Source organism: Mycolicibacterium anyangense, assembly GCF_010731855.1.
Taxonomy (GTDB): Bacteria; Actinomycetota; Actinomycetes; order Mycobacteriales; family Mycobacteriaceae; genus Mycobacterium; species Mycobacterium anyangense.
This window is the reverse complement of record NZ_AP022620.1, coordinates 89,733-111,433: the sequence shown is the minus strand read 5'-3', so window position 1 is coordinate 111,433 and position 21,701 is coordinate 89,733. Positions and strand designations below refer to the sequence as shown.

Genomic DNA, 21,701 nt, shown 5'->3' with positions numbered 1-21,701 from the left:
AACGGCGAGCGGACAACTCATGGCGATGACGGTGCGCAGGCTCACGCACGACCCCGCCCTGGGATTGACATTGGTCGCGGGCCAGGACAACGCCGACCGCACCATCGGCTGGGCGCACGCCATCGAACTCGAGGATCCCACCCCCTACCTCACCGGTGGCGAGCTCGTGATGACCACCGGGATGAATGTCGGCACGACCGCCGAGGAACAGTTCGACTACCTTGCGCGGCTCTCGGCCGCCGGGATCACCGCGCTCGCTTTCGACACCGGTACCACCCACCGCTCGGTGCCACCGGGCATCATCGCCGCGGGCGACGCGCTGGGGCTGCCCGTCCTGAGTGTCCCCGCCCAGACACCCTTCATCGCCATCACCCGCGCCATCATCGACGACGTCACCGCCGATCAGCTGCGTTCGGTGCAGCGCGTCGTCGACCAGCAGGAGGTACTGGCCCGGGAGACACTACGAAGCGGCATCCCTGCCGTTGTCAGCTCCTTGAGCAAGATCCTGTCGGCCACCGTCGTCGTCATCGATGTCGACGGAAACACGCTCGCCGCCAACGGATCCGAATCAAAGCACATCGGCGAGATCACCGCCAGTCTGCTGACCGGTACCAAGCGGCTCCGGCACTCCAGCCGCGTGATCGCGGACGGCTCCGGGTATTGCACCATTCAGGCGTTGAAGGCGGCGGCGCCGTTGCGCGGATACCTCGCGGTCAAGACCGAACAGCCCCCGTCGCCGACGGAGCGCTTGCTGATCTCCCATGCGGTGTCCCTGATCTCGATCGAGATGGGCAAGCCGGCCAAGGTGATCGACGCCGAGTATCGGCTACGGGCGGCCGCCACCAGTGCTCTGCTGGCCGACCCTCCCATCGTCGACGACGCGGTTCTGAGGTACTTCCGGATTGACCCCGACGCCGCACTGGTGGTCCTGGCCGTCAGCGATACCGGCCCGATCATGCTTGCCGAGAAGCACGCCGCCCACGTGCTCGAATCCCGGGGGCGGCCGTATCTGATCAGCTCCCGAGCGGACGGGCTGATCATCGTGCTGCATGCCGCCGACACCCCGTCCGCCCCCGATCTTGTCGCGGCGATCGGCGATGAGTTGCACCGGCCACTGCGCAGCGGAATCAGCCAGCCAACCACGGTCGGCTCGCTCGCTACCGCGGTGCGCCAGGCCGGCATCGCCAGTTCGATGTGCAGCCCCGGCGATACGGTTCACTGCTTCGCAGACCTCGGGGTGTTCGATGTCATCCTGGGAACACGCGATGCCGACGAACTGCAGCTCATTGCGGCGCCCATCGCCGCACTGGTCGCCGACCACGACAACCTCAGCGGCACCGATAGTCTGCTGTCCACGCTGGAGGCATTCCTGCGACACAACGGGCACCTCGAGGCCGCGGCAGCCGAACTCGGCGTCCACCGTCACACGATGCGTAACCGTATCGCCAAGATCGGCCGACTCACCGGACGGGACCTGCACAGCGCCGACACCCGGGCACAACTCCTGCTGGCCATCCGGGCTCACGAGATGATGCCGTGACGACTCGCCGCAGGTGAGTGGCGACAGCAGGGGTCAGAAACACCCCACCGGCGCCGGCCACCGGAACCTTCTGCGGTCACGGGCGCGGGCGACCAGATCGGTGAAGAGAGCCGCGTCGGTGGCCGAGCTGGCGTGAAGATCCTCCGGGTGCCATTGCACCGCAACGATATTCGCCTCGCCGTGCTCGACGGCCTCGATGAGACCGTCGGGGGCGGTCGCGGCGACGGTCAATCCCCGTCCCAGCCGGTCGACGGCTTGGTGGTGGTAGGACGACACCTCGACGCTGTCCTGACCCACGACGGCGTGCAGCCGTGAGCCTGGGATCACCTGCACCCGGTGAAGTGCGTTGTGGTGTGGGGTACTCGTCTCGGCCACGTGCTGAACCAGCGTGCCGCCGAAGGCCACATTGAGCGCCTGCATGCCGCGACAGATGGCCAAGGTCGGCACGTGCATGTCGACCACCGCCTTGATGACGCCGAGATCGTAATCGTCTTGGAACGAGTCCGTCTCGACCGTCTCAGGCGCCGGCGATGCCCCATAGCGCTGCGGTTCGATGTCAGCGCCGCCGGGCAGCAGGACCGCGTCGAAAGCACTCAGCCGTGCCGGGAGTTCGGCACACGGGTCGGCAGCGCTGCCGTGGAGTATCGCGGGTTCGCCCCCGCTCGCCCACACCGCCTCACAGATCGCCTCAGCGGCCAGCGTGGCCGAGTAGCGCAGGATCGGAACGGTCGGCGCGCGGCGGCCGATCACCGCGACCAGTGGGCGCTTCATGCCGAGGGTCCACCCAGCGGATAGTCGAGGGTGGGCAACCACCGAGTCCACACCTCGCGCAGTTGTCCCGACTCGATGATCCGTGCGAGCGCGGTGTCGATCTCGGCCAGCACCTCCGGGCGGTCCTTGGCCACGCCGATGCCCCACCGGTTGGCCGTCCGGACCGTGAAGGCCAGCTCGTAGTCAGGGTGGTTGGCGCCCAGCGGCACGAACACGACATCGTCGTCGACAACCGCGTCGACATCCCCTGAGGCGAGCGCCGCCAGCATGTCTGCGTAGACATCGTCCGACCCGGCTCCGAACGCCACCGGGATCGCCCCGGTGAATGTCTCGGCCAGCGCCATGTTGGTGCTGTTCTCGATCGCCGCGACCCGGCGCCCCACCAGATCCGCTGGCCCGCGGATCCCGGCACCGCGACGGACCAGGACGCCTTCATGGAAGATCGCATAGGGACGGGTGAAGTCGACCTGGGAGAGTCGCTCGGCGGTGATCCCCTGCCCGCACAGGACGGCATCGGCATCGCCGCGCTGCACGGCCGGGATCATGTCGATCCACGGCACCATCACCCATTCGACGGGTAGCCCGAGTTCGGCTCCGAGCGCTTCGGCGACCGACGGCTCATAGCCCTGCCGCCCGTCCTTCGGGTTCCACAACGAAAACAGCGGTGGCGCTTCGGAATCCAGGCAGGCCAGCCTGAGTGTGCGCGTCACGGCAGATCATCCCAGTACATATCACGCTCCCAATCGGTGACGTAGCCGCAGAATCGGGCCCATTCGTCGGCGTGGAAATCGACGAGCAGCGCCGACAGATCCGCGCCGAGGGCGTCCCGCAACACCGTGTCGGCCTTGAAGGCGTCGATCGCCTCGCCCAGAGTCAGCGGCAATGCCGGGAACCGGGCGTCCTGCTCGGTGTCGTAGGACGACCCCACCGTGGGCTGGCCGGGATCGGTGCAATTCTTGATCCCGTCTTCGCAGGCGGCCAGGATCACCGCATGCGACAGGTAGGGGTTGACGGCGGCATCGGGCAATTTGTACTCCAGGCGCCCGTTCGCCGACAACCGCACCGTGCAGGTCTTGTTGTCCAGCCCCCAGTTGATACGTGATGGCGCGAATTGTCCGGCATCCCAATATCGTTTGTACGAATTGACCGTCGATCCGTTGACGAGCATGGCACCGGCGGAATGGGTCAGCAGGCCGCCGAGCGCGTGCTTGCCGACCTCGGTCAGGTGCAGTTCGGCCACGGCCGGGTCGGCCAGGACGTTGACGCCGTCGCGCCACAGGCTGAAGTTGTGGTGGCAGCCGTTGCCCATCATCCCCGTTGCCGGCTTCGGCATGAAGCTGGCCTCGATACCCAGCTCGCGCGCCACCTGCTTACAGATCTGCCGGTAGGTGACCAGCCGGTCAGCAGTGAGGTCGGCCCGGTCGAACATGAAGTTGAGTTCCACCTGGAACTCGTCCTCGTAGTCGCCTTCGATCATGTCCAGCCCCAGCGCTTGGGCGTACTGCACCACCTTCTTGACGATGGGGCGGTTCCGCTCGAGGTGCTCGATGTGGTAGGCCGGGCTCGATCCTGGCCGAAAGCGCGCCGCCAAACCCTCTCCCTGCCAGGTCATCTCGGGCTCGCACCCGGTCCGCAGTTCCAGGCCGGTCCGGTCGGTGAAACCCGAGTGCAGGCGTCGCAGCAGACCGCGGCTGTCGCAGGCGAACTCAGCGCCGGGGTTGAGCGGGAGGTGGTCGGGCTCATACAGCCGGCAGAACACCCGGGCGAAGCTGGTGTCCCAGGGAAGGACCGCGAAGGTGTCCAGATCGGGTATCGCGGTGTACTCGGGCGCATTCACCCCGCCGGCGAGCAGCACACCGGCCCGGGTGCCCTGCAGGTTGGCGATCGCCGTCTGATGTTGTTGCACACCCTTGACCGCGAGACGTTCGAAGTGCGCGGCCGGGGCCACCTTGCCGACCACCCGGCCGGTGATGGTGATCGCCTGGAAGTAGACGAACTCCACACCACGCTCGGCGATGGTCGACAGCGCCGCCTGGAGGTTGGGGTCTGTCGCATTCGCCTGGCGGTGCGCGTCCAGTGATGTTGTGGTCATCGGTTCCCCTTCACGGGTCGTGTTGTCATGCGTTGAGGTCCGCGACGGCGAACGCGTCGCGAAGCTGGTGGTGTCGGGCTGGGCTGAGGCACACTGCGACGGTGCCGACGTGGCGGGAACCGCGGTGATACGTCGCGACCACGCCGGCCGTCAGATCCTCGAGACGGCCCTCCTCGATGCACACCTCGTCACCGAGGCCCGGTGCACCGAAACCCTGCAGACGCAGATCGAGCTGGTTGCTCCAGAACGACGGAATCGGCGCAAACGGTTTGTCGCACTGGGCTTCCAGCAGGGTTGCCGCCGCCCGTTTGGCGGTGTCTGCGGGGATCGACCAGTGCTCGACGCGGCGGGCGACGTCGTCAAACAGCGGATTGGGGAACCGTGCGACGTCGCCAACGGCGACGACGTTCCCGGCGCCGCAGACCGCGAGGTGGTTGTCGGCGAGCGCCCCGTCGCTGAGATCAAGTCCCTGCCCCGCCAGCCACTCGACGTTGCAGTGGGATCCGATGGCCTCGACGACGACGTCGGCAGCCAACGTCTGGCCGGTGTCCAGGACCACACCCGATACGGTTTCCGCGCCGCACAACGCTGCGACCCCGGCTCCGATCACGAATTCGATTCCCGCAGCGCAGTGGTGGCGCCGCACTGCCTCGGCGAGCTCCGGCCCGAGGACGCGCTGCATCGGGGGCCCGGCCGGGTCCACCACCGTGACGTGGTGGCCGAGTACCCGCAATGTCGCGGCGACCTCGCATCCGATGAATCCCCCGCCGACCACAACGACGCGGCGCGGCCCGGCGAGCGCGGCACGCAGCTGCACGCAATCCTCGACGGTGCGCAGCACATGGCGCCCGCCATCCGGGCCGGGTACCGACAGCCGCCGCGGCCGCAGGCCGGTGGCGATGACGAGTCCGTCGTAATCCGCACTGCGTGCGTTGCGGTCGAAGAGCCGTTGCGCAGTAAGGTCCGCAGCCACGATAGAGGTGCCCAGGCGGAAGTCGACATCGCTGACGGTGGCTCGGCGGCGAAAGGCCAGCGCACCGGCAAGATCACCGGCTGATGGCCAATTGCCTTCAGCCAAAGCTTCTTTGGATAGCGGTGGCCGGTTGTATGGGAAGTGCCGTTCGGCCCCGAACACCGTGATCGGACCGGTGTGGCCGTGGGCCCGCAGCTGCTCGGCCGTACGAAGGCCGGCCAGTGAGCCGCCGACGACGGCGACGTGGCCTGCGGACTCCATCAGTCCTCGATGAGGATGGCCTGGGCCGGGCAGACATCGGCGGCCTCCTCGACGTTCTGGCGCTCGGAGTCCGGCGGATTGCCGTCGTACTCGAGCTTGCCGTCATCGTTCATCGCGAATACGAGCGGGGCTGCGATGGCACATTGGCCGTGGTCCTGGCATTTGACGAGATCGACGGTGACACGCATGGTGTGGTCCTTCCTTGGCGGTGACGAGGGGTGTTCAGACGGCTGGGGTGAAGCCGATAGGGAGCCGGATCGGGCCGGTGTTGCCGGAGTCGGGCAGCCAGCTGGCCCCGGGCAGTTCATACGGGTCGCGCATCCGGCGGGCCAGCAGGGGAAGCGCCTCACTCATGTCCGAGCGCGCCACGAAGTGGCCGAGGCAGTGATGGGCACCACCACCGAACCCGAAGTGCGGCTTGCGTTCTGCCGTGATGTCGAAGCCAGGGCTGAACACGCGCGGGTCGGTGCCAGCCGACTCGCTGTAGAGGTGGACGGTAGTACCGGCTTCGAGTGTGGCACCCTCGTATTCGAAGGTCTCCAGCACCTCACGAGTGACCCAGCGAACGGTGGGGTTCACCCGCATCACCTCCTCGACGGCCTTGCCACCGAGCTCGGGGCGTTCGGCCAGCAGCCGCCACTGATCGAGATTGGCCATGAAGCTCTGCATCGCCAGCCCGAGCTGATTTCGGGTGGTGTCGAAGCCACCGAATATCAACAGCACCAGGGCATCTCGCATCTCGGTGTCGCTGAGGCGGCCGTCCTCGGGACGGGAGGCGTTCACCATGGCGGTGACGAAATCCTCGCGCGGGTGGCGCCGGCGATCGGCGATCAGCGCGTCGCTGTACTCGTAGAGTCGCTGCAGCGCGGCTTCGATGAGTGCCAGGTCCGAGCGCAGCGTCACCCCCATGGCCAGGCCGATGGTGGACGCCTCGGAGGCGATGACCCGCCACTCGGACTCCGGCAGCCCCAGCATGATCGCGATGACCCGGGCGGCGTACGGTTCGGCGAACTCGCCGACGAACTCGCAGCGGTCCGGCTCGGTGAAGCCGTCGACGAGTTCGGTGGCAAGGGCCTGGAATCGCGGCACCAGCGACCCGATGAGCTTGGGCGAGAATGCGGGGTTCAACAGCCGACGCAGCCGGTGGTGCTCTTCGCCTTCCTTGTTCAGGATCCAGCTGTCCCACCAGCGCGCCAACGGCCCCTCGGTGACGCCGTTGTGGGCAGGCCAGGCGATGCTGCCCTGGCGCAGATTCGGGTGCTTGAGCAGACGATTGACCTGCTCGTAGCGCAGCACCGCGATGCCGTAGGGCGTCGTGGCGTACCAGCTGCGCTCACGGGCCTGGTGGACCTCGTCAGAGGTGATGGAAAACGCCGGATCGGCGACGTCGAAGGCCGGGACGGGCCCGACGGTCAAAGAAGACATGGGTGCTACCTCCACGAGTATGCGACACGGCGGTAGCCAAATACTCTAGAAGTAGATTCTTAATTGTCAATAGCTGCTCGGCAGCGACGTCCCTTCCGTTCCGGCCAGGGGCCACCCGACGGCCAGCGTCCAGCCCACACCCAGTGGGACCTCGACGACCTCGCGGAATGCCGATGGATCCGTGCGCGGACCTGCGACGGGAAGCGTCGACAACCGGGAACCGACCACCCACCTCGGGGTGTTGGCGGCGATCACCCGCCGCTCGGTGCTGACGATGACGACGTCCTCGGGACTCTGGCGAAGGATGCCGACCAGGCGGTGTTCCACCTCGCCGACCGCGAGATCAGCGCCCGCCACACCCAGGAAATCGCCGTCGGCGACCACCGGAATGGTCGCGGTGAGCGTGTACATATCCGAGCCGCTGTAGTCGACGTAGGGCCCGTAGGCGACCCGGGCCTGGCCGCGCTGGGCCAGCTGGTACCAGTCCATCTGCAGGTAGTCGTAGACGTCGATGCTCGCCGGATCGAAATTGAGCCGCAGCCGAGCGACCCGCTCGCCCTCCCGCTGCCACCAGGCCAGATAGCGCTCCCTGGCGTCCACCACCCACGGTGCGGCGATGAATCCCATCCCCCACGCCACCGGCTCCTCGCCGAGGAACTCCACGATCAGCCGTTGCAGGCCGCTCAGGTGCGCCTCGGTGAACGCTGCCCGCCGGGGCCGGGCACCCATCACCTCGGCAGCGAGCCGCTCCAGGCGCTGGTAGATCGGTTCCAGGGCAGCCGAGACACTCGCGGCCAGGCTGTGGGCCGTGCTGTCGGGACTCACGTCTCCGGTCCCGTCGTGGACAGGTCCAGATTGACCTGGGTGAGCCGGGCCAGCTGGCCCATGACGTGCTGTTCGGCCAGCCGCCGGGCATCGTCGGGGTTCTCCGCGGCGATCGCCGTCGCGATGGCGTGCATCTCCTCGACGTAGCGGGCGACGTCGACCTCCGGTTCGGCGGGTAGCCAGATGAGTCCGGCCACCTCGGCCTGCAGGGTGGCCTCACGCCGGGCCAGCCGGGCCGACTGGGAGGCGACCGCCACCTGGATGTGGAACCTGCTGTCGGCGCGGATGCGGTCCCCGAGTGTCCCCGCCGCGCCGAGTTGATCGGTGAGCGCGAACAGCCGGCGCACCGCGTACGGCGCCGCCCGTTCGGCAGCCAGCCGGGCGGCCTGCCCGGCGATCGCGGTGTGCTCGTCGAACAGGTCACGCACGTCCGAGGCACTCATGCGGCTCAGGCGCTGGATCAACTGGTCGACGGGCGGGCTGGCCGGCCGCCGGATGAACGAGCCACCGCTGCGGCCGCGCCGGGTCTCGACCAGCTGCTGCTCGCGCAGGGTCGCCAGCGCCTCGCGGACCGTCATCGGGGCCACCCCGAACTGCGCCGCCAGGTCGATCTCGACGGGCAGGCGCTCGCCGTCGTCGAGCAGGCCCAGGTGAATGGCCTCGGTGATCCGCTGGACGATCTCGTCGGCGCGACCGACCGATGCCTCCGAGGCGACAAGCGGCGACAACGACGACACGATGGCCTTTCTTCCCGGTCTTCCGGGGCCTGTCCTGCGGGCCTGACCTCGGCAATCTACCGCATTTCGAGGCAATATCGCCGTTCCTGTTGCGCTATAAACAATAGGACTGTAGTTTTCCGCCAAACACGAAGCCCGCATCACGGAAGTGAGCAGTCTCATGTCCAGCCCGATCTCCGAGCCCACGTCCACCGACGACGGCTACTACACCTTCCACGACCACGACGACGCCGCGCATCTGCATGCGCTCGGCTACCAGTCGGAGTTCAAACGGGATATGAGCCCGTGGGCCAACTTCTCGCTGGGGTTCACCTATCTGTCCCCTGTGGTCGGCGTGTACACGCTGTTCGCCTACGCCCTGGCCACCGGCGGCCCACCGATGATCTGGAGCTTCCTGATCGTCGGCGTGGGGCAGCTGCTCGTCGCACTGATCTTCAGTGAGATCGTCGCGCAGTACCCGGTCGCCGGCGGCGTCTACCCGTGGGCGCGCCGGCTGTGGGGCCGCCGCTACGCGTGGATGACCGGCTGGGTCTACATCGTCGCCCTGCTGGTGACCATCGCCTCGGTCGTCTACGGCGCCGGGCCCTACATCGCGGCGGCCTTCGGGATCGAAGCCACGGTGAACAACACCATCCTCTTCGCCCTCGGCCTGCTGGCCCTGGCCACCGTCATCAACTTCATGGGCACCAAAGTGCTTGCCACTGCGGCGATCCTGGGATTTACCGCCGAGATCCTCGGAGCGCTGGCCGTCGGCGGGTGGCTGCTCTTCGCCCACCGGGAGCACAACATCGGCATCATCTTCGACAGCTTCGGCACCGGCGGTGACGGCAACTATCTGTGGGCGTTCGCCGCCGCGGCACTGATCGGTGTCTATCAGTACTACGGTTTCGAGGCCTGTGGCGATGTCGCCGAAGAGGTCCCGAACCCGGGTCGGCTGATCCCGAAAGCCATGCGCCGGACCATCTACATCGGCGGTGCCGCAGCGACATTCGTCTGTCTGGCTCTGGTGCTGGCCGTCACCGACATCCCCGCGGTGATCGCCGGAACCGATACCGACCCGGTCGGTACGGTGCTCAACGAGGCGTTCGGCACCACCGGCGCCAGGATCGTGCTCTTCGTGGTGCTGATCTCCTTCCTGTCCTGTGCGATGAGCCTGCAGGCCGCGGCCAGCCGGCTGGCCTACTCCTACGGCCGCGACGACATGATCATGGGCAGCTCACTGCTCAAGAAGTTCTCCCCCACCCGCCATGTTCCGCCGTACGCACTGCTGCTCGCCGCTGCGGTGCCGGCCGTGATCGTCATCGGTTCGAAGTTCTCCACCGACGCCATCACCAAGATCATCAGCTTCGCCGCCTTCGGCATCTACCTTGCGTTCCAGATGGTCGTCTTCGCCGCGCTGCGCGCCCGGCTCAAGGGCTGGGTTCCCAGCGGCAAGTACACCCTGGGCAAGTGGGGTGTGGCGGTCAACGTCGCGGCATTGGTCTACGGCGTGACGGCGATGGTCAACATGGCGTGGCCGCGCACCCCCGACGCGCCCTGGTACGACAACTGGATCGTCGCCCTGTCAGCGGTGGTCGTTGTTGGAATCGGATTGGTGTACATGGTGATTCACCCGCTGCATGACCGCAGCACGGCGCCATACGACGATGCAATTCCGCGCCGCTGAAAGCCGCCGTCAGGCAGACAGTCCTTCGACAACAGCCAGTGCGGTGAGGTAGCGGACTTCCTCGGTGGCGGCCCGGTCGCTGAGGAACTGTCCTGACGCGCCGGCCTGGACGGCCATCATCGCCCGGGTGAAGACCTCGGGCGCGACGGTCATGGTCCGACCGGTCTTGGCGATCAGATCGACGAAGATCCCCTGCAGCCCTTCACGAAGCCGTTCGACCTGGGCATCGAGGGCCAGCGCGATCTCGGGTTGATGGGCGGCGCGAGCCACCAGCGCGGCATGCAGGGCGATGCGCGGCTGGTCGGCGACGCCGGCCTTGAGTAGTTGGCGCACCACCCGATCGGTGTTGAGGACGCCCCTGCTGCGCAGCAGGGGCTCGGCGGTACTCCGCAGCCTCTCGACGAGCCCGTCGTTCTGGTGTCCGTACACCTCGAAGAGCAGATCCTCCATGTCGTCATAACTGGAATAGAAGGCTCCGCGGGTATAGCCGGCCGCCCGGCACACTTCCTCGACACTGAACCACGTCCGGCCGCTGTCCCGGATGAGTTCATCGGTGGCCTCGATCAAACGGGCCCGGGTGTTGCTGCGCCGGCGGGTTTCCCGCGCCTCTGTGACCTTCACGACAAACTGTCCCTCAAACTCGATACATTCCGTATTGGATGCATATCGTATTGAATCATCCACTCGTTGAGACGGCAACCCCAGGAGGCCACCGTGAGCCCGCACGCTGCGGTCCACACTGCGCAGGTACATCCCGGCGCCGAGAGCGAGGCGACCATCGTGGCGCGGGGGTTGACGTTCGACGGTGAGCACGGCCCACTGTTCAGTGACGTCGACCTGGAGCTCGGCAGCGGCCTGCATGCGGTACGGATGCCGGGCGGTCACAGCCAGAAGGCGCTGCTGCTCACCCTGGCCGGTCGGCTCAAGCCGAGTTCCGGCACCGTCGCCGTCCTCGGTGCCACCGCGCCGCGGGCGATCCGGCGACACTGCGCCATCGCGGCCTTCGCCGACATCGACGATCTGGACGAGGCGGTCACGGTGGGCACGGTCCTGGCCGAGCAGCGCCGCTGGCTTGCTCCGCTGTTTCGCCGGCCGCGTGCGGATTCGGACCGCGACGTCCTGGCCGAGGTGTACGGCGACATCGCACGCCCCTCGGAGTCGGACTACGTCGGCGACCTCGGCGACCTGGAGACGTTCCTACTCCAAGTCGCGCTGGCGCAGTGCTCGGACCGGCCGATCCTGGTGGTCGGTGATCTCGAACAGGTCCGCGACAACGGCCGGCGAGTGCAGGCGGCACAGCGCCTGGGCGCGATCGCCGCCGACCGCCTCGTAGTGGTGGGCGTGACGAATTCGCTCGGTGATCAGGCACCCGAACATGACGTACACATCCCGAACATCACGGGAAAGGACTGAGCAGATGGTGGGCGGACTTGCCCTCGGGTCGGAGATCAAACGCTTCGCCCGCAATCGGATGACGCGGATCGCCGTCGTCATCCTCATGCTGATGCCGCTGACCTACGGCGCACTGTATCTGTGGGCGTACTGGGATCCCTTCGGCCATGTGAACAAACTGCCGGTGGCGCTGGTCAATTCGGACCGCGGCACCGAGGTGTCCGGCCAGTCGGTGAACGTCGGCGCCGAGATCGCCAAGAGCCTCACCGATGACAAGAGCCTGGACTGGCACCTGGTCGACGACGCCGACGCGCGTGACGGGGTCGCTCACGGCAGGTACTACTTCATGCTGGAACTGCCGCCGGACTTCAGTGCGGCGATCGCCTCCCCGACCACCGGCAATCCCCGCAAGGCGCAGCTGATCGCCGACTACAACGACGCGAACAACTACATCTCGTCGAGCATCGGCCGCACCGCCCTCGAGCAGGTGCTCAACGCCGTATCGACGCGGATCTCCGGGCAGGCGGTCAACCAGGTGCTGTCGGTGATCACCACGTCGGGCACCGGAATCAAGCAGGCAGCCGACGGAGCGAGCCAACTCTCCGCTGGCGCAGCCCAACTCGACACGGGAGCGGGTCAGCTGGCAGCCGGCCTCGACACCGCCCGCACCGGGTCCGCAGAGCTGACGGCCGGCTCCCGCAAGCTGTCGGACGGTATCAACAGCGCCACCGATCCCCTGCTGAAGATGACCAATCTGTTGGCCCAGATCGGCACCCAGAGCGATCAGGTCAACGGCCAGGTGCAGGACAGCTCGTCCGCACTGACCGAGGCATCGGCCGAACTCGACGCCATCACCGCAGCGCAGGACGCTGCCGCCCAGTCACTGACGTCGGTCATCGACAACCTCTCGGCCAACCAGGATCCGGTGTCGGCGATGGCCACCGCCACGCTGCGCGACACCCGCGACCAGCTGCTGGCCCACCAGCGGACCCCGGCCATCCAGGCCAAGCTGGACAAGGCGCGCGCCACCGCGAGCTCCGGCGGACCCGTCGGTACCGCACTGACCGACATCTCGACCAAGGGCAGGGAACTCACCGACAAACTCAACCAGCTCCGGGATGGTGCGCAGCAGGTGGCGTCCGGTAACGCGCAACTCAACGCCGGCATCGTCAAGCTCGATGACGGCGCCCGACAGCTGAAATCCGGAGCGGCGCAACTGAGTTCCGGGTCCAAGGAGCTGGCGACCAAGCTCACCGAGGGCGCGCAGCAGGTTCCAGACTGGACTCCCCAGCAGAAGGACGCCATCGCTACCGCGATCGGCGCCCCCGTTCAGCTGACGAGTTCTCATGAGAACTCGGCGCCGAACTTCGGCACCGGCATGGCGCCGTTCTTCCTCACCCTCGCGCTGTTCTTCGGTGCCATGCTGCTGTGGATGGCGTTCCGTCCGCTCCAGAACCGTGCCATCGCCGCCGAGATCAGCCCGATCCGTGTGACGCTGGCCAGTTACCTGCCCGCCGTGCTGATCGGGATTCCGCAGGCGGTGATCCTGTACGGCGTGGTGCGCTTCGCGCTGCATGTGCACGCCGAGCATCCGGTCGCGATGCTGGGCTTCATGATCCTGGCATCGTGCGCCTTCATCGCGGTGGCGCAGGCGATCAGCGCCCTGCTTGGCCCGGTACTGGGCAAGGTGCTGCTGATGACGCTGCTGATGGTCCAACTGGTCAGCGCCGGTGGACTCTACCCCGTCGAGACCACCAGCAGGCCATTCCAGGCGCTGCACCGGCTGGACCCGATGACCTACGGCGTCAACGGGTTACGGCAGCTGATCCTCGGCGGCATCGACGGCCGGCTGTGGCAGGCGTTGATCTTCATGGTCGCCCTGAGCTTGGGGTCGATTCTGCTGACCTCCCTGGCAGCGCGGCGAAACCAGTTGTGGAACCTCACCCGGCTGGTACCGAGCGTCAAGATGTAGTACTCGCCGAGTGACGAACTACATTGACGTTCAGGGATTCTTGACTGGAGGTCATCGATCGAATGCAGCTCACACCTCACCTGCTGGGCCCGGTCTTGATCGTGGTGTGCGCTCTGATGGTGCTTGCCGCCGCAGTTCTCTACTGGGCGTCCACCCTGGGTGCGGCGCTCACCGTGCCCAGGGCTGCGCTGCGCGCGGTCCTGCAATTGTCCGCGGCAGCCGCCGTGTTGGCCACGGCACTGAGAAATCTGTGGACATCAGGTCTGGTCCTGGTGGTCATGTTCGTCGCCGCCGCGGTCACGGCGGCGCGACGCAGCAGGTGCGACCGTTCCTGGCTGCTCGCGATAGCCCTGGCGGCGGGCATGGCGTCGGTCCTCCCACTGCTGCTCGGGTCCGGGCTGGTACCGATGAAGGGCACCGCGGTCGTGCCCGTCACCGGAATCATCCTGGGGAGCACGATGACCGCCACCGCGGTCGCGGCCCGCCGCGCTCTCGACATGCTGACAGTCCGAGCGGGTGAGGTCGAGGCCGCATTGAGTCTCGGGTTCGGCGATCGTGAGGCACGGATGGAGATCATCGGTGCTACCGCGACCGACGCGCTGCTGCCCAACTTGGACCAGACCAGAACCGTGGGGCTGGTGACGCTGCCGGGGGCTTTCGTCGGGGTATTGCTCAGCACGGGATCGGCAGCCCAGGCCGGCGCCGTGCAGATACTGATCCTGTTGGCCATACTGCTCTCGCAAACCAGCGCGGTCGTCGTCACGCTGGAGTTGATCGCACGCGGCACGATCTCGCGGTCACGCGAGATTCGTTCGGGGCAAACCTAGGCCAGGCTCGATCGCGCAGCAGCCGCAGTCCATTGAGACCGACCAGGACGGTGGAACCTTCGTGCCCTGCCACCCCGAGCGGCAGCGGCAGGTGGCCGACAAGATCCCAGACCACCAGGACGGCGATGAACGTGGCGGCGATGACGAGATTGGCGATGACGACGCGGCGGGCGCGACGAGCCAGCGTGAGCACCCCGGGCACGGCGGCCAGGTCATCGTGGGTGATGACAGCGTCGGCCGTCTCCAACGTCAGGTCAGAACCGTTACGGCCCATGGCCACGGCGACATGTGCGTGTGCCATCGCGGGGGCGTCGTTGATGCCATCGCCGACGAGCATCACCCGTGCGCCATCGTTCTGTAGTTGCCGCACAGCCGTCGACTTACCCTCGGGCAGCAGCCCGGCGCGGATATCCGTGATCCCCAGCTCCTCCCCGAGCAGTGCCGCCGCCCGGGCGTTGTCGCCGGTGAGCAGTAATGACGGCGTGCCGGTGAGACGGGCGAGCCGGTCAACGGTCTCAGCGGCGCCCGGACGGGGGTGATCAGCCAAACCCAGTACCGCGACACTGACTCCGTCGATCTGCACCACCACGGCGCTATTGCCATGGCGCTCAACATCATCGACGATCACACGCGCCGCATCGTCGTGATCGTCGAGCAAGGCGGGGCTGCCCACCTGCACGCGACAGCCGTCGAGGCGGGCACTGACGCCGCGGCCCGCTGTCGCGATGAAGTCGGTGGTGCCCGGGGCGAGCAGACCGCGTTGGCGGGCGGCCGCCACGATGGCACGGCCCAGCGGATGCTCGGAGTCGCGCTCGACTGCGGCGGCCATGGCCAGCACCGCTGCGTCGTCGTACCGGGTGCCGGATACCGTGCGCACGGTAGTCAACGTCGGTGTGCCCAGGGTCAAGGTACCGGTCTTGTCGAAGGCGACGCGTGTGACGGTGGCCAGCTTTTCGAGCACGACGGCTGACTTCACCAGGACGCCGTGGCGGCCGGCGTTGGCGATCGCCGCCAGCAGCGGCGGCATCGTCGAGAGCACCAGGGCGCAGGGCGAGGCGACGATCATGAACGTCATCGCCCGAAGCAGCGCCGACTGCAGATCGGCGCCGAATAGCAGTGGGATGACGAACAGTGCGACGGTGGCCGCGACCATGGCGACCGAATACCGCTGCTCGATCTTCTCGATGAACAACTGCGTGCGGGCCTTACTCGCGCTAGCCTGGGCGACCAGCGTGACGATGCGGGCGATCACGGTGTCAGCAGCTGGGCGCACAACCCGAACCCGCAGCGCGCCAGCACCATTCAGGGTGCCGGCGAAGACCTCGTCTCCAACCGCCTTGTCCACCGGCAGAGACTCGCCGGTGATGCTGGCTTGGTCCACGTCGCTGACGCCCTCAATGACCACGCAGTCACCGCCGATGCGCTCGCCCGGGCGGATCAGCAGAACGTCCCCGACTGCCAGGGCCTGCGCGTCCACCACTTCTTCGGCGCCGTCGGACAGAACGCGGGTGGCGGTCTCGGGCGTCAAACGCAGCAGGGATCGAACGGAGTCCTCGGTGCGTTTGGTCGCGACCGCCTCCAACGCCCCGGACGTGGCGAAGATGACGATCAGCAGTGCACCGTCGAAGACCTGCCCGATGGCCGCGGCACCTATGGCGGCAGCGACCATGAGCAGATCGACATCAAGACTCTTGTGCCGCAACGCCTTCAGCCCCACCAATCCGGGCTCCCAGCCCCCAGCGGCATAACAGGTCAGGTACAGCGTCCAGTACAGCCACGCTGGCGCGTCGGCGAGTTGGGCTAGCGCACCTGCACCGAACAGGACGGTGGCCAGCAGCGACCACCGCACCTCCGGCAGGGCCCACGCCGTGACCCGTGACCGGCGGCGGGCGACGCCGGCAGGTGCCGGTCCGGGGAGGCCGACGTGGGTGGCGGCGTCGACAGGCATTCCGCCACCATATGTGCGTATCCATGCATATAGCAATATTGCTGTACAAAATAGCAGTCAGTCAGCGGACTCATCGTTAGAATCGACCCGTGCACACGTCGCTGCCCGACTTTTCGATGCCCACCGACGATCAAGTCGGTCGCGCCGCGGAGGCGTTTCGCATGCTCAGCGACCCCACCCGCATCAAACTGCTGTGGGCCATCGGCCAAGGCGAGACCTCGGTGGCGTGCCTGGCGGAACTGGCCGGGGCCGCACCCGCGGTGGTGAGCCAGCACTTGGCGAAGCTTCGGCTGGCCGGCTTGGTGAGAGCCCGCCGCGAAGGCACATTCGTCTATTACTCCCCTGCCGACCCCGAGATCCTGCGACTGCTCGGGGCAGCATTGGCCGATGAACCGGCCGCGCAGGTAGAGCACTAGCCCCAAGCCGCTTCCCGAACAAAACAGGCCAGGCCTTTCGGCCTGGCCTGCTTCTCGGTGGAGCTGCCGGGAATTGAACCCGGGTCCTACGGCATTCCCTCGAGGCTTCTCCGTGCGCAGTTCGCTATGTCTCTACTTGGATCTCCTGCTCACGCGAACAAGTCAGGATGACGATCCCAGTCGCTGTTTGATGTCCCCATGGATTCCGCGACCGAACCCGTGGGTGGGTCCCTCTAGCTGATGCCAGGGTCCGGGCCGAGGGCGCTCCCGGTCTGACAGACACACCGTCGCTTAGGCAGCGAGGGCGTAGTCGCGCTGATGAGAATCGGCGCTTAATTGGTTGCAACGACGCTTACGGTGGTCATTTGCCTGCACCGGCACGCTTCCCTTGATTCGATGCGCGAAGTCGAAACCGTTCAGCCCCTCGCACCCCGGCCGACGTTCGACCGGACTCTCAATGGTACGCGGTAAGCAACCACGTCCCCAAGCACATTAATCCCGGCCACTGCCAGCCCCGCCCCAAGCCCCGCCGAGATCGACGTTGTGGCGGTCCTGACCTGCAATTCTCCGCCCAATTGTGGGTTTCGGCGAAAGAGACAACAGAAAGTGAGACTTTGTCTACAGTGCGACTGTGTCCAATCTTCGGGTGCGTAAACGACAACAGACCCGTGAGCGGATGGCCGCCGCGGCGGCCCAGCTGGTAATGCAGGACGGCCTGGCCGCGGTCAGCGCGGACCGCATCGCCGCCGAGGCCGAGGTCGCCCGCGCCACCTTCTTCCGGTACTTCGAGTCCAAGGAGTACGCCGTCGCCGAGGGCTTCACCGCCCGGTGGATCGCCGCGATCACCGACGCCGTACGCCGCCAGCCCGACCAGCTCTCCCCCACCGATGCGCTCCTGGGTGCGTTCGACGAACTCGCGGCGGGATTCGACCAGATCGACGGACAGATCGCCGAGATCGAGCGCCAGACCCGCGAGTCGCTGAGTCTGCGGGCCTGGACACTGCTGTGTTACCTCAGCTTCGAGGCGGCCATCGCCGAAGCCGTCGCCCCGCGCCTGCTCGATCTGACCGTCGACGACCCGCGGCCCCGGCTGATCGGGGCACTCACCATGGCCGCGGTTCGCATCTCGCTGGACGACTGGCTGCGCGACGGCGGCTCGCTGCATGACCGGATCTGTCGCGCCATCGCGTCGATGGCGCCTCAACCGATCGACGAGGAAAGGTAGCGGCTGGCCATGGGTGTCGAAAAATCCTTGGAGGCATGGTGTTTCGTTCGTAAGGTGCTCGACGACAGCACAGAGCAGATCAAGCAGGACGCCCGCGACGAACGCGAACTCCTGGAAGGCCTTCGGGTACTCAACCGGGTGACGGCCCTGTGTACCGAGCTCACCATCGACGCTGATCTCGACGACCCCCATTTCGTCCAGATGACCACCCCGCAGCGCTACGTCGGCGGCCCCAACCCGCACGGCACCTACCCGCTGGCCAGTATCAGCGGCGACCGCGCCTACCGAGTGACCGGCACCCGCGGCACGTCCACCTATCTCGGCATCCAGGTACTCGCCGGCACCGGCCTCAACCCGCGCCGGATGAGCAACTACGTCTCCGACCGCGACCTCGCGCTCGACGAGGACGGGCATTTCAGCCTGGTCTTCTCGGCCACCGCGCCCTCCGACGACGACCTCGCCGGAGCCACCTGGGTGCAGATTCCCGACGACGCCAGCTCGATCGTGGTGCGCGAGTACATCGCCGAAGCGACCACCGCAATTCCGGTCCAGCTGAGCATCGAACTACTCGGGCCGCCGCGGCGGCCGCAGCCGATCACCGATGACGTGTTCGCCGAACAGCTGACCGCCATGGACTGGATGATCGTCAAGCTGACCACCCTGCACCGCACCGTGCGACCAGACCTTCTCGACACGCCCAACGTACTGATCACTTCCGAATCCCAGGCGCTGGGCAGCGAGAACACCACCCCCGACAACCTCTACATGCTCGGCGTGTTCGACCTGCGACCCAACGAGTCGCTGCAACTCGAGTTCACCCCGCCCGAAACCCGTTACTGGGCAGTCACATTGGAGAGCCTGTGGCATGAATGCCCGGAGCCGTTGCGCACGTCGAGTTCGGTGACCAACAAGGGCGTGGACTCCGGCCCGGACGGCCTCATCCGGATCAACATCGGCGCGCAGGACACCGGTGACGGCTATTGGCTCGACACCGGCGGGCGCACACGGGGATTCGTCACGCTGCGCTGGCTCGACCAACCCACCGCCCCGGAGGTCAGCACCCGCCTCGTGGCGAAGGAGGCCGTGCGATGACCAGTGCGATCACCGCCCGCCTGGATGCCGACAAGCTGATCGAGCAGGCGTACGAACTAGCCGGCAGCGACGACTTCGGCGACGACGACGGGTGGCGCGAGAACCTGGACCGCCTGCTGGAAGCGTTCATCGAGGCCGACGACCTGTCTCCGATCGGCGTGGAGATTGCGGCAGCCGACGTCATCGCGCCGCTGCGCAACCGCCTGCAGATCACCGCGTGGCGCCGGGAGCATCCCGAGATCGCGCAGGAGAAGATCGAGCGCCCGATCATCATCCTGGGCCAGCCCCGCACTGGCACCACCATCCTCTACGACCTGTTGACCCAGGACCCCGACCTGCGGGCGCCGCTGACGTGGGAGGTCGACCAGCCCTTCCCGGTACCGCAGCCGCAGACCTACGAGACCGATCCGCGAATCGCCCAGACCGAGGCCGCTCTCGAGATCAGTGAGCAACTCAACCCGGGCTTCATGAAGTTCCATCCGATGAGTGCGCGCGGCGGCCAGGAATGCGTGCGGATCACCATGGGCACCTTCTGCAGCATGACCTACAGCACCCAGTACTTCCTGCCCGGCTACCAGCGTTGGCTGATGCACGAGGCCGATCACGCGGCCGCTTACCGATATCACCGGAAGTTCCTGCAGCACTTGCAGTCCGGCGTACCGGGTCAGTGGTTGCTGAAGAGCCCCGCGCATCTGTGGAATCTGGACAAGGTGCTGGCCGAGTACCCGGATGCGATCCTGGTGCAGACCCACCGCGATCCCCTGGTGGTGATCTCCTCGATCAGCGCCCTGATGGCGTACCTGCAGAAGCTGGCCAGCGACAATTCCACCGTGGCGCGGGTGGCCAGGCAGTGCGCCGAGGAGAACGTCCTCGGGCTCGAACGCCTGATGCAGTGGGTCGACGGTGGGCTGCCGGGCGCCGAGCGGATCATCCACGTCCGCTTCGCCGACTTCATGAAAGATCCGTTCGCGACGATCGGCGCGGTCTACGAGCGCATCGGCCGTGACCTCACCCCGCAGGCCGAGAAGCGGATGCGGGCGCATCTTTCGGCCAATCCCGGTGACGGCGGGGGCAATCGCTACACCTGGGCGGATACCGGCCTGGACGCCGGCGAATTGCGGGAGCGGTTCCGCGCCTATCAGGATCGCTTCGACGTCCCCAGCGAAACGCTGCGGTAGGGCTGTAGGGCTAGTGCACGGAGATCATCACCACGGCCGTCAGCGCCAGCACCATGCCCACCACCTGCCAGCGGGTGACCCGCTCACGTAGCACGACGATCGCCAGCAGCACCGTGGCCGCCGGGTACAACGCCATCAGCACCCCAGCCAGCGACAGCATGGAGGCCTGCAACGCCAACAGCATCGCCACATTGGCCCCGGTGTCCAGCAGCGCGGCCGCCACGGCCAGCCGAAGCGGAAGACCGTGCGGCGCACGGAAATTGCCCGTGAAGGCGGCCACCGCGAGCACGATCGCGGTGGCCGACAGCCGGGCGAAGAACAGCGGCCACAGCCCGGCCGCGGCCGGCGCCTGGTGGATCAACACGAAGTTCATCCCGAACGCCAGACCCGAGCCGACCGTCAGCCAGGCCACCGTCGTGGTGAACCGGTGCGGACTCACGTCCTCGTCGGTGGTCTCGCGGCTGACCAGCACGACGGCCAGCAGGGCAAGCACCGTGCCGGCTCCGGCCACCGCGCCGGGGCGCTCCCCCAGCGCCAGACCGACACCCACCGGAACAGCGGCCACCAGCACCGCGGTCAACGGTGAGACCACCGAGATCGGGCCCGACCCGAGCGCGGCGTAGAACCACCAGACCCCGAAGGCCTGGCTGACCCCGCACAACAGACCCCACACGATCGCCGGGGTGGACAACGTGCCGCCGACGACAGCCGCGAGCAATCCGAGCAGAACCATCGCAATCGGATACGAGACCAGCACGACCCGCAGGGCGGCCACCCGCCGGGAGGCGATACCGCCGACGAAATCGCTGACGCCGTACCCGATCGCCGAGGCCAGCGCCAGGAGGATCCCGATCAGGACATGCCCTTGGCGCGCCTGCCCAGTTCCCGAACCACCTCACGCTGCGCGTCGCGGCGGGCCATGTCCTGCCGTTTGTCGTGAGCTTGTTTACCGCGGGCCAGCGCCAGTTCGACCTTGACCTTGCCCTCGGTGAAGTACAGCGACAACGGCACCAGGGTCAGGTTGCCGTCGCGGATCTTGCCGACCAGTTGATCGATCTGCTTGCGGTGCAACAACAGTTTGCGGTTGCGGCGCGGTGCGTGGTTGGTCCAGGTGCCGTGGTGATACTCCGGGATGTGCAGGTTACGCAGCCAGATCTCACCGTCGTCGACGGTGGCGAAGGCGTCGGCCAGCGACGCCTGCCCCTCACGCAGGCTCTTGACCTCGGTGCCCTGCAGCACGACACCGGCTTCGTAGGTGTCGAGGATGGCGTAGTTATGGCGCGCCTTGCGGTTGGTGGCGACCACCTTCTTGCCACCCGGGACATCGCCTGCCTTGTTGGCCGGCGGCTTCTTGGACACCA

Annotated in this window: 21 protein-coding genes and 1 other RNA gene; 9 read left to right on the top strand and 13 right to left on the bottom strand. The window is 67.0% G+C overall.

Going from position 1 to position 21,701, the window contains the following annotated elements; genetic code table 11:
* Positions 1 to 19 precede the first annotated feature (19 nt).
* On the top strand, positions 20 to 1,540 hold the full coding sequence (locus G6N35_RS00445) for a PucR family transcriptional regulator (RefSeq protein ID WP_163802310.1): 1,521 nt from the start codon (positions 20 to 22) through the stop codon (positions 1,538 to 1,540).
* Between the two features lie 33 nt (positions 1,541 to 1,573).
* On the opposite strand, the gene G6N35_RS00440 is transcribed toward G6N35_RS00445, so the two are convergent.
* From G6N35_RS00440 to G6N35_RS00405, 8 genes are all read right to left on the bottom strand, one after another.
* Positions 1,574 to 2,311, bottom strand: coding sequence for a gamma-glutamyl-gamma-aminobutyrate hydrolase family protein (locus G6N35_RS00440; protein ID WP_163802309.1), 738 nt, complete (start codon positions 2,309 to 2,311; stop codon positions 1,574 to 1,576).
* The gene (locus G6N35_RS00435; protein WP_163802308.1) at positions 2,308 to 3,021 is read right to left on the bottom strand and encodes an ABC transporter substrate-binding protein; all 714 of its coding nucleotides are present in this window, start codon (positions 3,019 to 3,021) and stop codon (positions 2,308 to 2,310) included. Before G6N35_RS00435 ends, G6N35_RS00440 begins: the two co-directional genes overlap by 4 nt.
* The gene (locus G6N35_RS00430) at positions 3,018 to 4,403 is read right to left on the bottom strand and encodes a glutamine synthetase family protein (protein WP_163802307.1); all 1,386 of its coding nucleotides are present in this window, start codon (positions 4,401 to 4,403) and stop codon (positions 3,018 to 3,020) included. Before G6N35_RS00430 ends, G6N35_RS00435 begins: the two co-directional genes overlap by 4 nt.
* 25 nt (positions 4,404 to 4,428) lie before the next feature.
* Positions 4,429 to 5,637, bottom strand: a complete 1,209-nt coding sequence (locus tag G6N35_RS00425) for an NAD(P)/FAD-dependent oxidoreductase (protein ID WP_163802306.1) — start codon at positions 5,635 to 5,637, stop codon at positions 4,429 to 4,431.
* On the bottom strand, positions 5,637 to 5,825 hold the full coding sequence (locus tag G6N35_RS00420; RefSeq protein ID WP_163802305.1) for a ferredoxin: 189 nt from the start codon (positions 5,823 to 5,825) through the stop codon (positions 5,637 to 5,639). The genes G6N35_RS00425 and G6N35_RS00420 overlap by 1 nt, the downstream gene beginning before the upstream one ends.
* Before the next feature lie 34 nt (positions 5,826 to 5,859).
* Complete coding sequence (locus G6N35_RS00415) at positions 5,860 to 7,062, bottom strand: cytochrome P450 (protein ID WP_163802304.1); 1,203 nt, start codon at positions 7,060 to 7,062, stop codon at positions 5,860 to 5,862.
* A gap of 66 nt (positions 7,063 to 7,128) precedes the next feature.
* A complete protein-coding gene (locus G6N35_RS00410) occupies positions 7,129 to 7,887 on the bottom strand; it encodes a PDC sensor domain-containing protein (protein ID WP_163802303.1) in 759 nt (252 codons plus the stop codon).
* Positions 7,884 to 8,624, bottom strand: coding sequence for a FadR/GntR family transcriptional regulator (locus G6N35_RS00405; RefSeq protein WP_246224151.1), 741 nt, complete (start codon positions 8,622 to 8,624; stop codon positions 7,884 to 7,886). The genes G6N35_RS00410 and G6N35_RS00405 overlap by 4 nt, the downstream gene beginning before the upstream one ends.
* 160 nt (positions 8,625 to 8,784) lie before the next feature.
* Here G6N35_RS00405 and G6N35_RS00400 point away from each other — a divergent pair, with 160 nt between their 5' ends.
* Positions 8,785 to 10,290, top strand: coding sequence for an APC family permease (locus G6N35_RS00400; protein WP_163807378.1), 1,506 nt, complete (start codon positions 8,785 to 8,787; stop codon positions 10,288 to 10,290).
* A 9-nt stretch (positions 10,291 to 10,299) separates the two neighbouring features.
* Here G6N35_RS00400 and G6N35_RS00395 read toward each other — a convergent pair whose 3' ends face one another.
* Positions 10,300 to 10,911 (bottom strand): TetR/AcrR family transcriptional regulator, encoded by a 612-nt coding sequence (locus tag G6N35_RS00395; RefSeq protein ID WP_163802301.1) that lies wholly within the window; start codon positions 10,909 to 10,911, stop codon positions 10,300 to 10,302.
* Positions 10,912 to 10,977: 66 nt separating this feature from the next.
* On the opposite strand from G6N35_RS00395, the gene G6N35_RS00390 reads away from it, so the two are divergent.
* From G6N35_RS00390 to G6N35_RS00380, 3 genes are all read left to right on the top strand, one after another.
* Positions 10,978 to 11,703, top strand: coding sequence for a hypothetical protein (locus G6N35_RS00390; protein WP_407664497.1), 726 nt, complete (start codon positions 10,978 to 10,980; stop codon positions 11,701 to 11,703).
* A 4-nt stretch (positions 11,704 to 11,707) separates the two neighbouring features.
* Positions 11,708 to 13,654 carry a YhgE/Pip domain-containing protein gene (locus G6N35_RS00385; RefSeq protein ID WP_163802300.1) on the top strand — a complete coding sequence of 649 codons (1,947 nt, stop codon included), beginning with the start codon at positions 11,708 to 11,710 and terminating at the stop codon, positions 13,652 to 13,654.
* Positions 13,655 to 13,716: 62 nt separating this feature from the next.
* Positions 13,717 to 14,481, top strand: a complete 765-nt coding sequence (locus G6N35_RS00380; protein ID WP_163802299.1) for an ABC transporter permease — start codon at positions 13,717 to 13,719, stop codon at positions 14,479 to 14,481.
* On the opposite strand, the gene G6N35_RS00375 is transcribed toward G6N35_RS00380, so the two are convergent.
* Complete coding sequence (locus tag G6N35_RS00375; protein ID WP_163802298.1) at positions 14,414 to 16,429, bottom strand: heavy metal translocating P-type ATPase; 2,016 nt, start codon at positions 16,427 to 16,429, stop codon at positions 14,414 to 14,416. The genes G6N35_RS00380 and G6N35_RS00375 overlap by 68 nt on opposite strands.
* An 89-nt stretch (positions 16,430 to 16,518) precedes the next feature.
* On the opposite strand from G6N35_RS00375, the gene G6N35_RS00370 reads away from it, so the two are divergent.
* A complete protein-coding gene (locus G6N35_RS00370; protein WP_163802297.1) occupies positions 16,519 to 16,845 on the top strand; it encodes an ArsR/SmtB family transcription factor in 327 nt (108 codons plus the stop codon).
* A gap of 55 nt (positions 16,846 to 16,900) precedes the next feature.
* Here the strand turns inward: G6N35_RS00370 and ssrA are convergent.
* Positions 16,901 to 17,269: a transfer-messenger RNA gene (ssrA, locus tag G6N35_RS00365) on the bottom strand.
* Between the two features lie 252 nt (positions 17,270 to 17,521).
* Between ssrA and G6N35_RS00360 the strand changes: the two genes are divergently transcribed.
* The 3 genes from G6N35_RS00360 to G6N35_RS00350 are packed head-to-tail and all read left to right on the top strand — an operon-like array spanning position 17,522 to position 20,340.
* Positions 17,522 to 18,070: a TetR family transcriptional regulator gene (locus tag G6N35_RS00360; protein WP_163807376.1), complete on the top strand. Its 549-nt coding sequence runs from the start codon at positions 17,522 to 17,524 to the stop codon at positions 18,068 to 18,070.
* Between the two features lie 9 nt (positions 18,071 to 18,079).
* A complete protein-coding gene (locus G6N35_RS00355; RefSeq protein ID WP_163802296.1) occupies positions 18,080 to 19,162 on the top strand; it encodes a DUF1214 domain-containing protein in 1,083 nt (360 codons plus the stop codon).
* Positions 19,159 to 20,340: a sulfotransferase family protein gene (locus tag G6N35_RS00350; protein WP_163802295.1), complete on the top strand. Its 1,182-nt coding sequence runs from the start codon at positions 19,159 to 19,161 to the stop codon at positions 20,338 to 20,340. Before G6N35_RS00355 ends, G6N35_RS00350 begins: the two co-directional genes overlap by 4 nt.
* Positions 20,341 to 20,350: 10 nt before the next feature.
* On the opposite strand, the gene G6N35_RS00345 is transcribed toward G6N35_RS00350, so the two are convergent.
* Together G6N35_RS00345 and smpB are read right to left on the bottom strand one after the other, a co-directional pair.
* Complete coding sequence (locus G6N35_RS00345; RefSeq protein WP_179967431.1) at positions 20,351 to 21,196, bottom strand: DMT family transporter; 846 nt, start codon at positions 21,194 to 21,196, stop codon at positions 20,351 to 20,353.
* Positions 21,193 to 21,699 carry an SsrA-binding protein SmpB gene (smpB, locus tag G6N35_RS00340; protein ID WP_163802294.1) on the bottom strand — a complete coding sequence of 169 codons (507 nt, stop codon included), beginning with the start codon at positions 21,697 to 21,699 and terminating at the stop codon, positions 21,193 to 21,195. Before smpB ends, G6N35_RS00345 begins: the two co-directional genes overlap by 4 nt.
* Positions 21,700 to 21,701 lie beyond the last annotated feature (2 nt).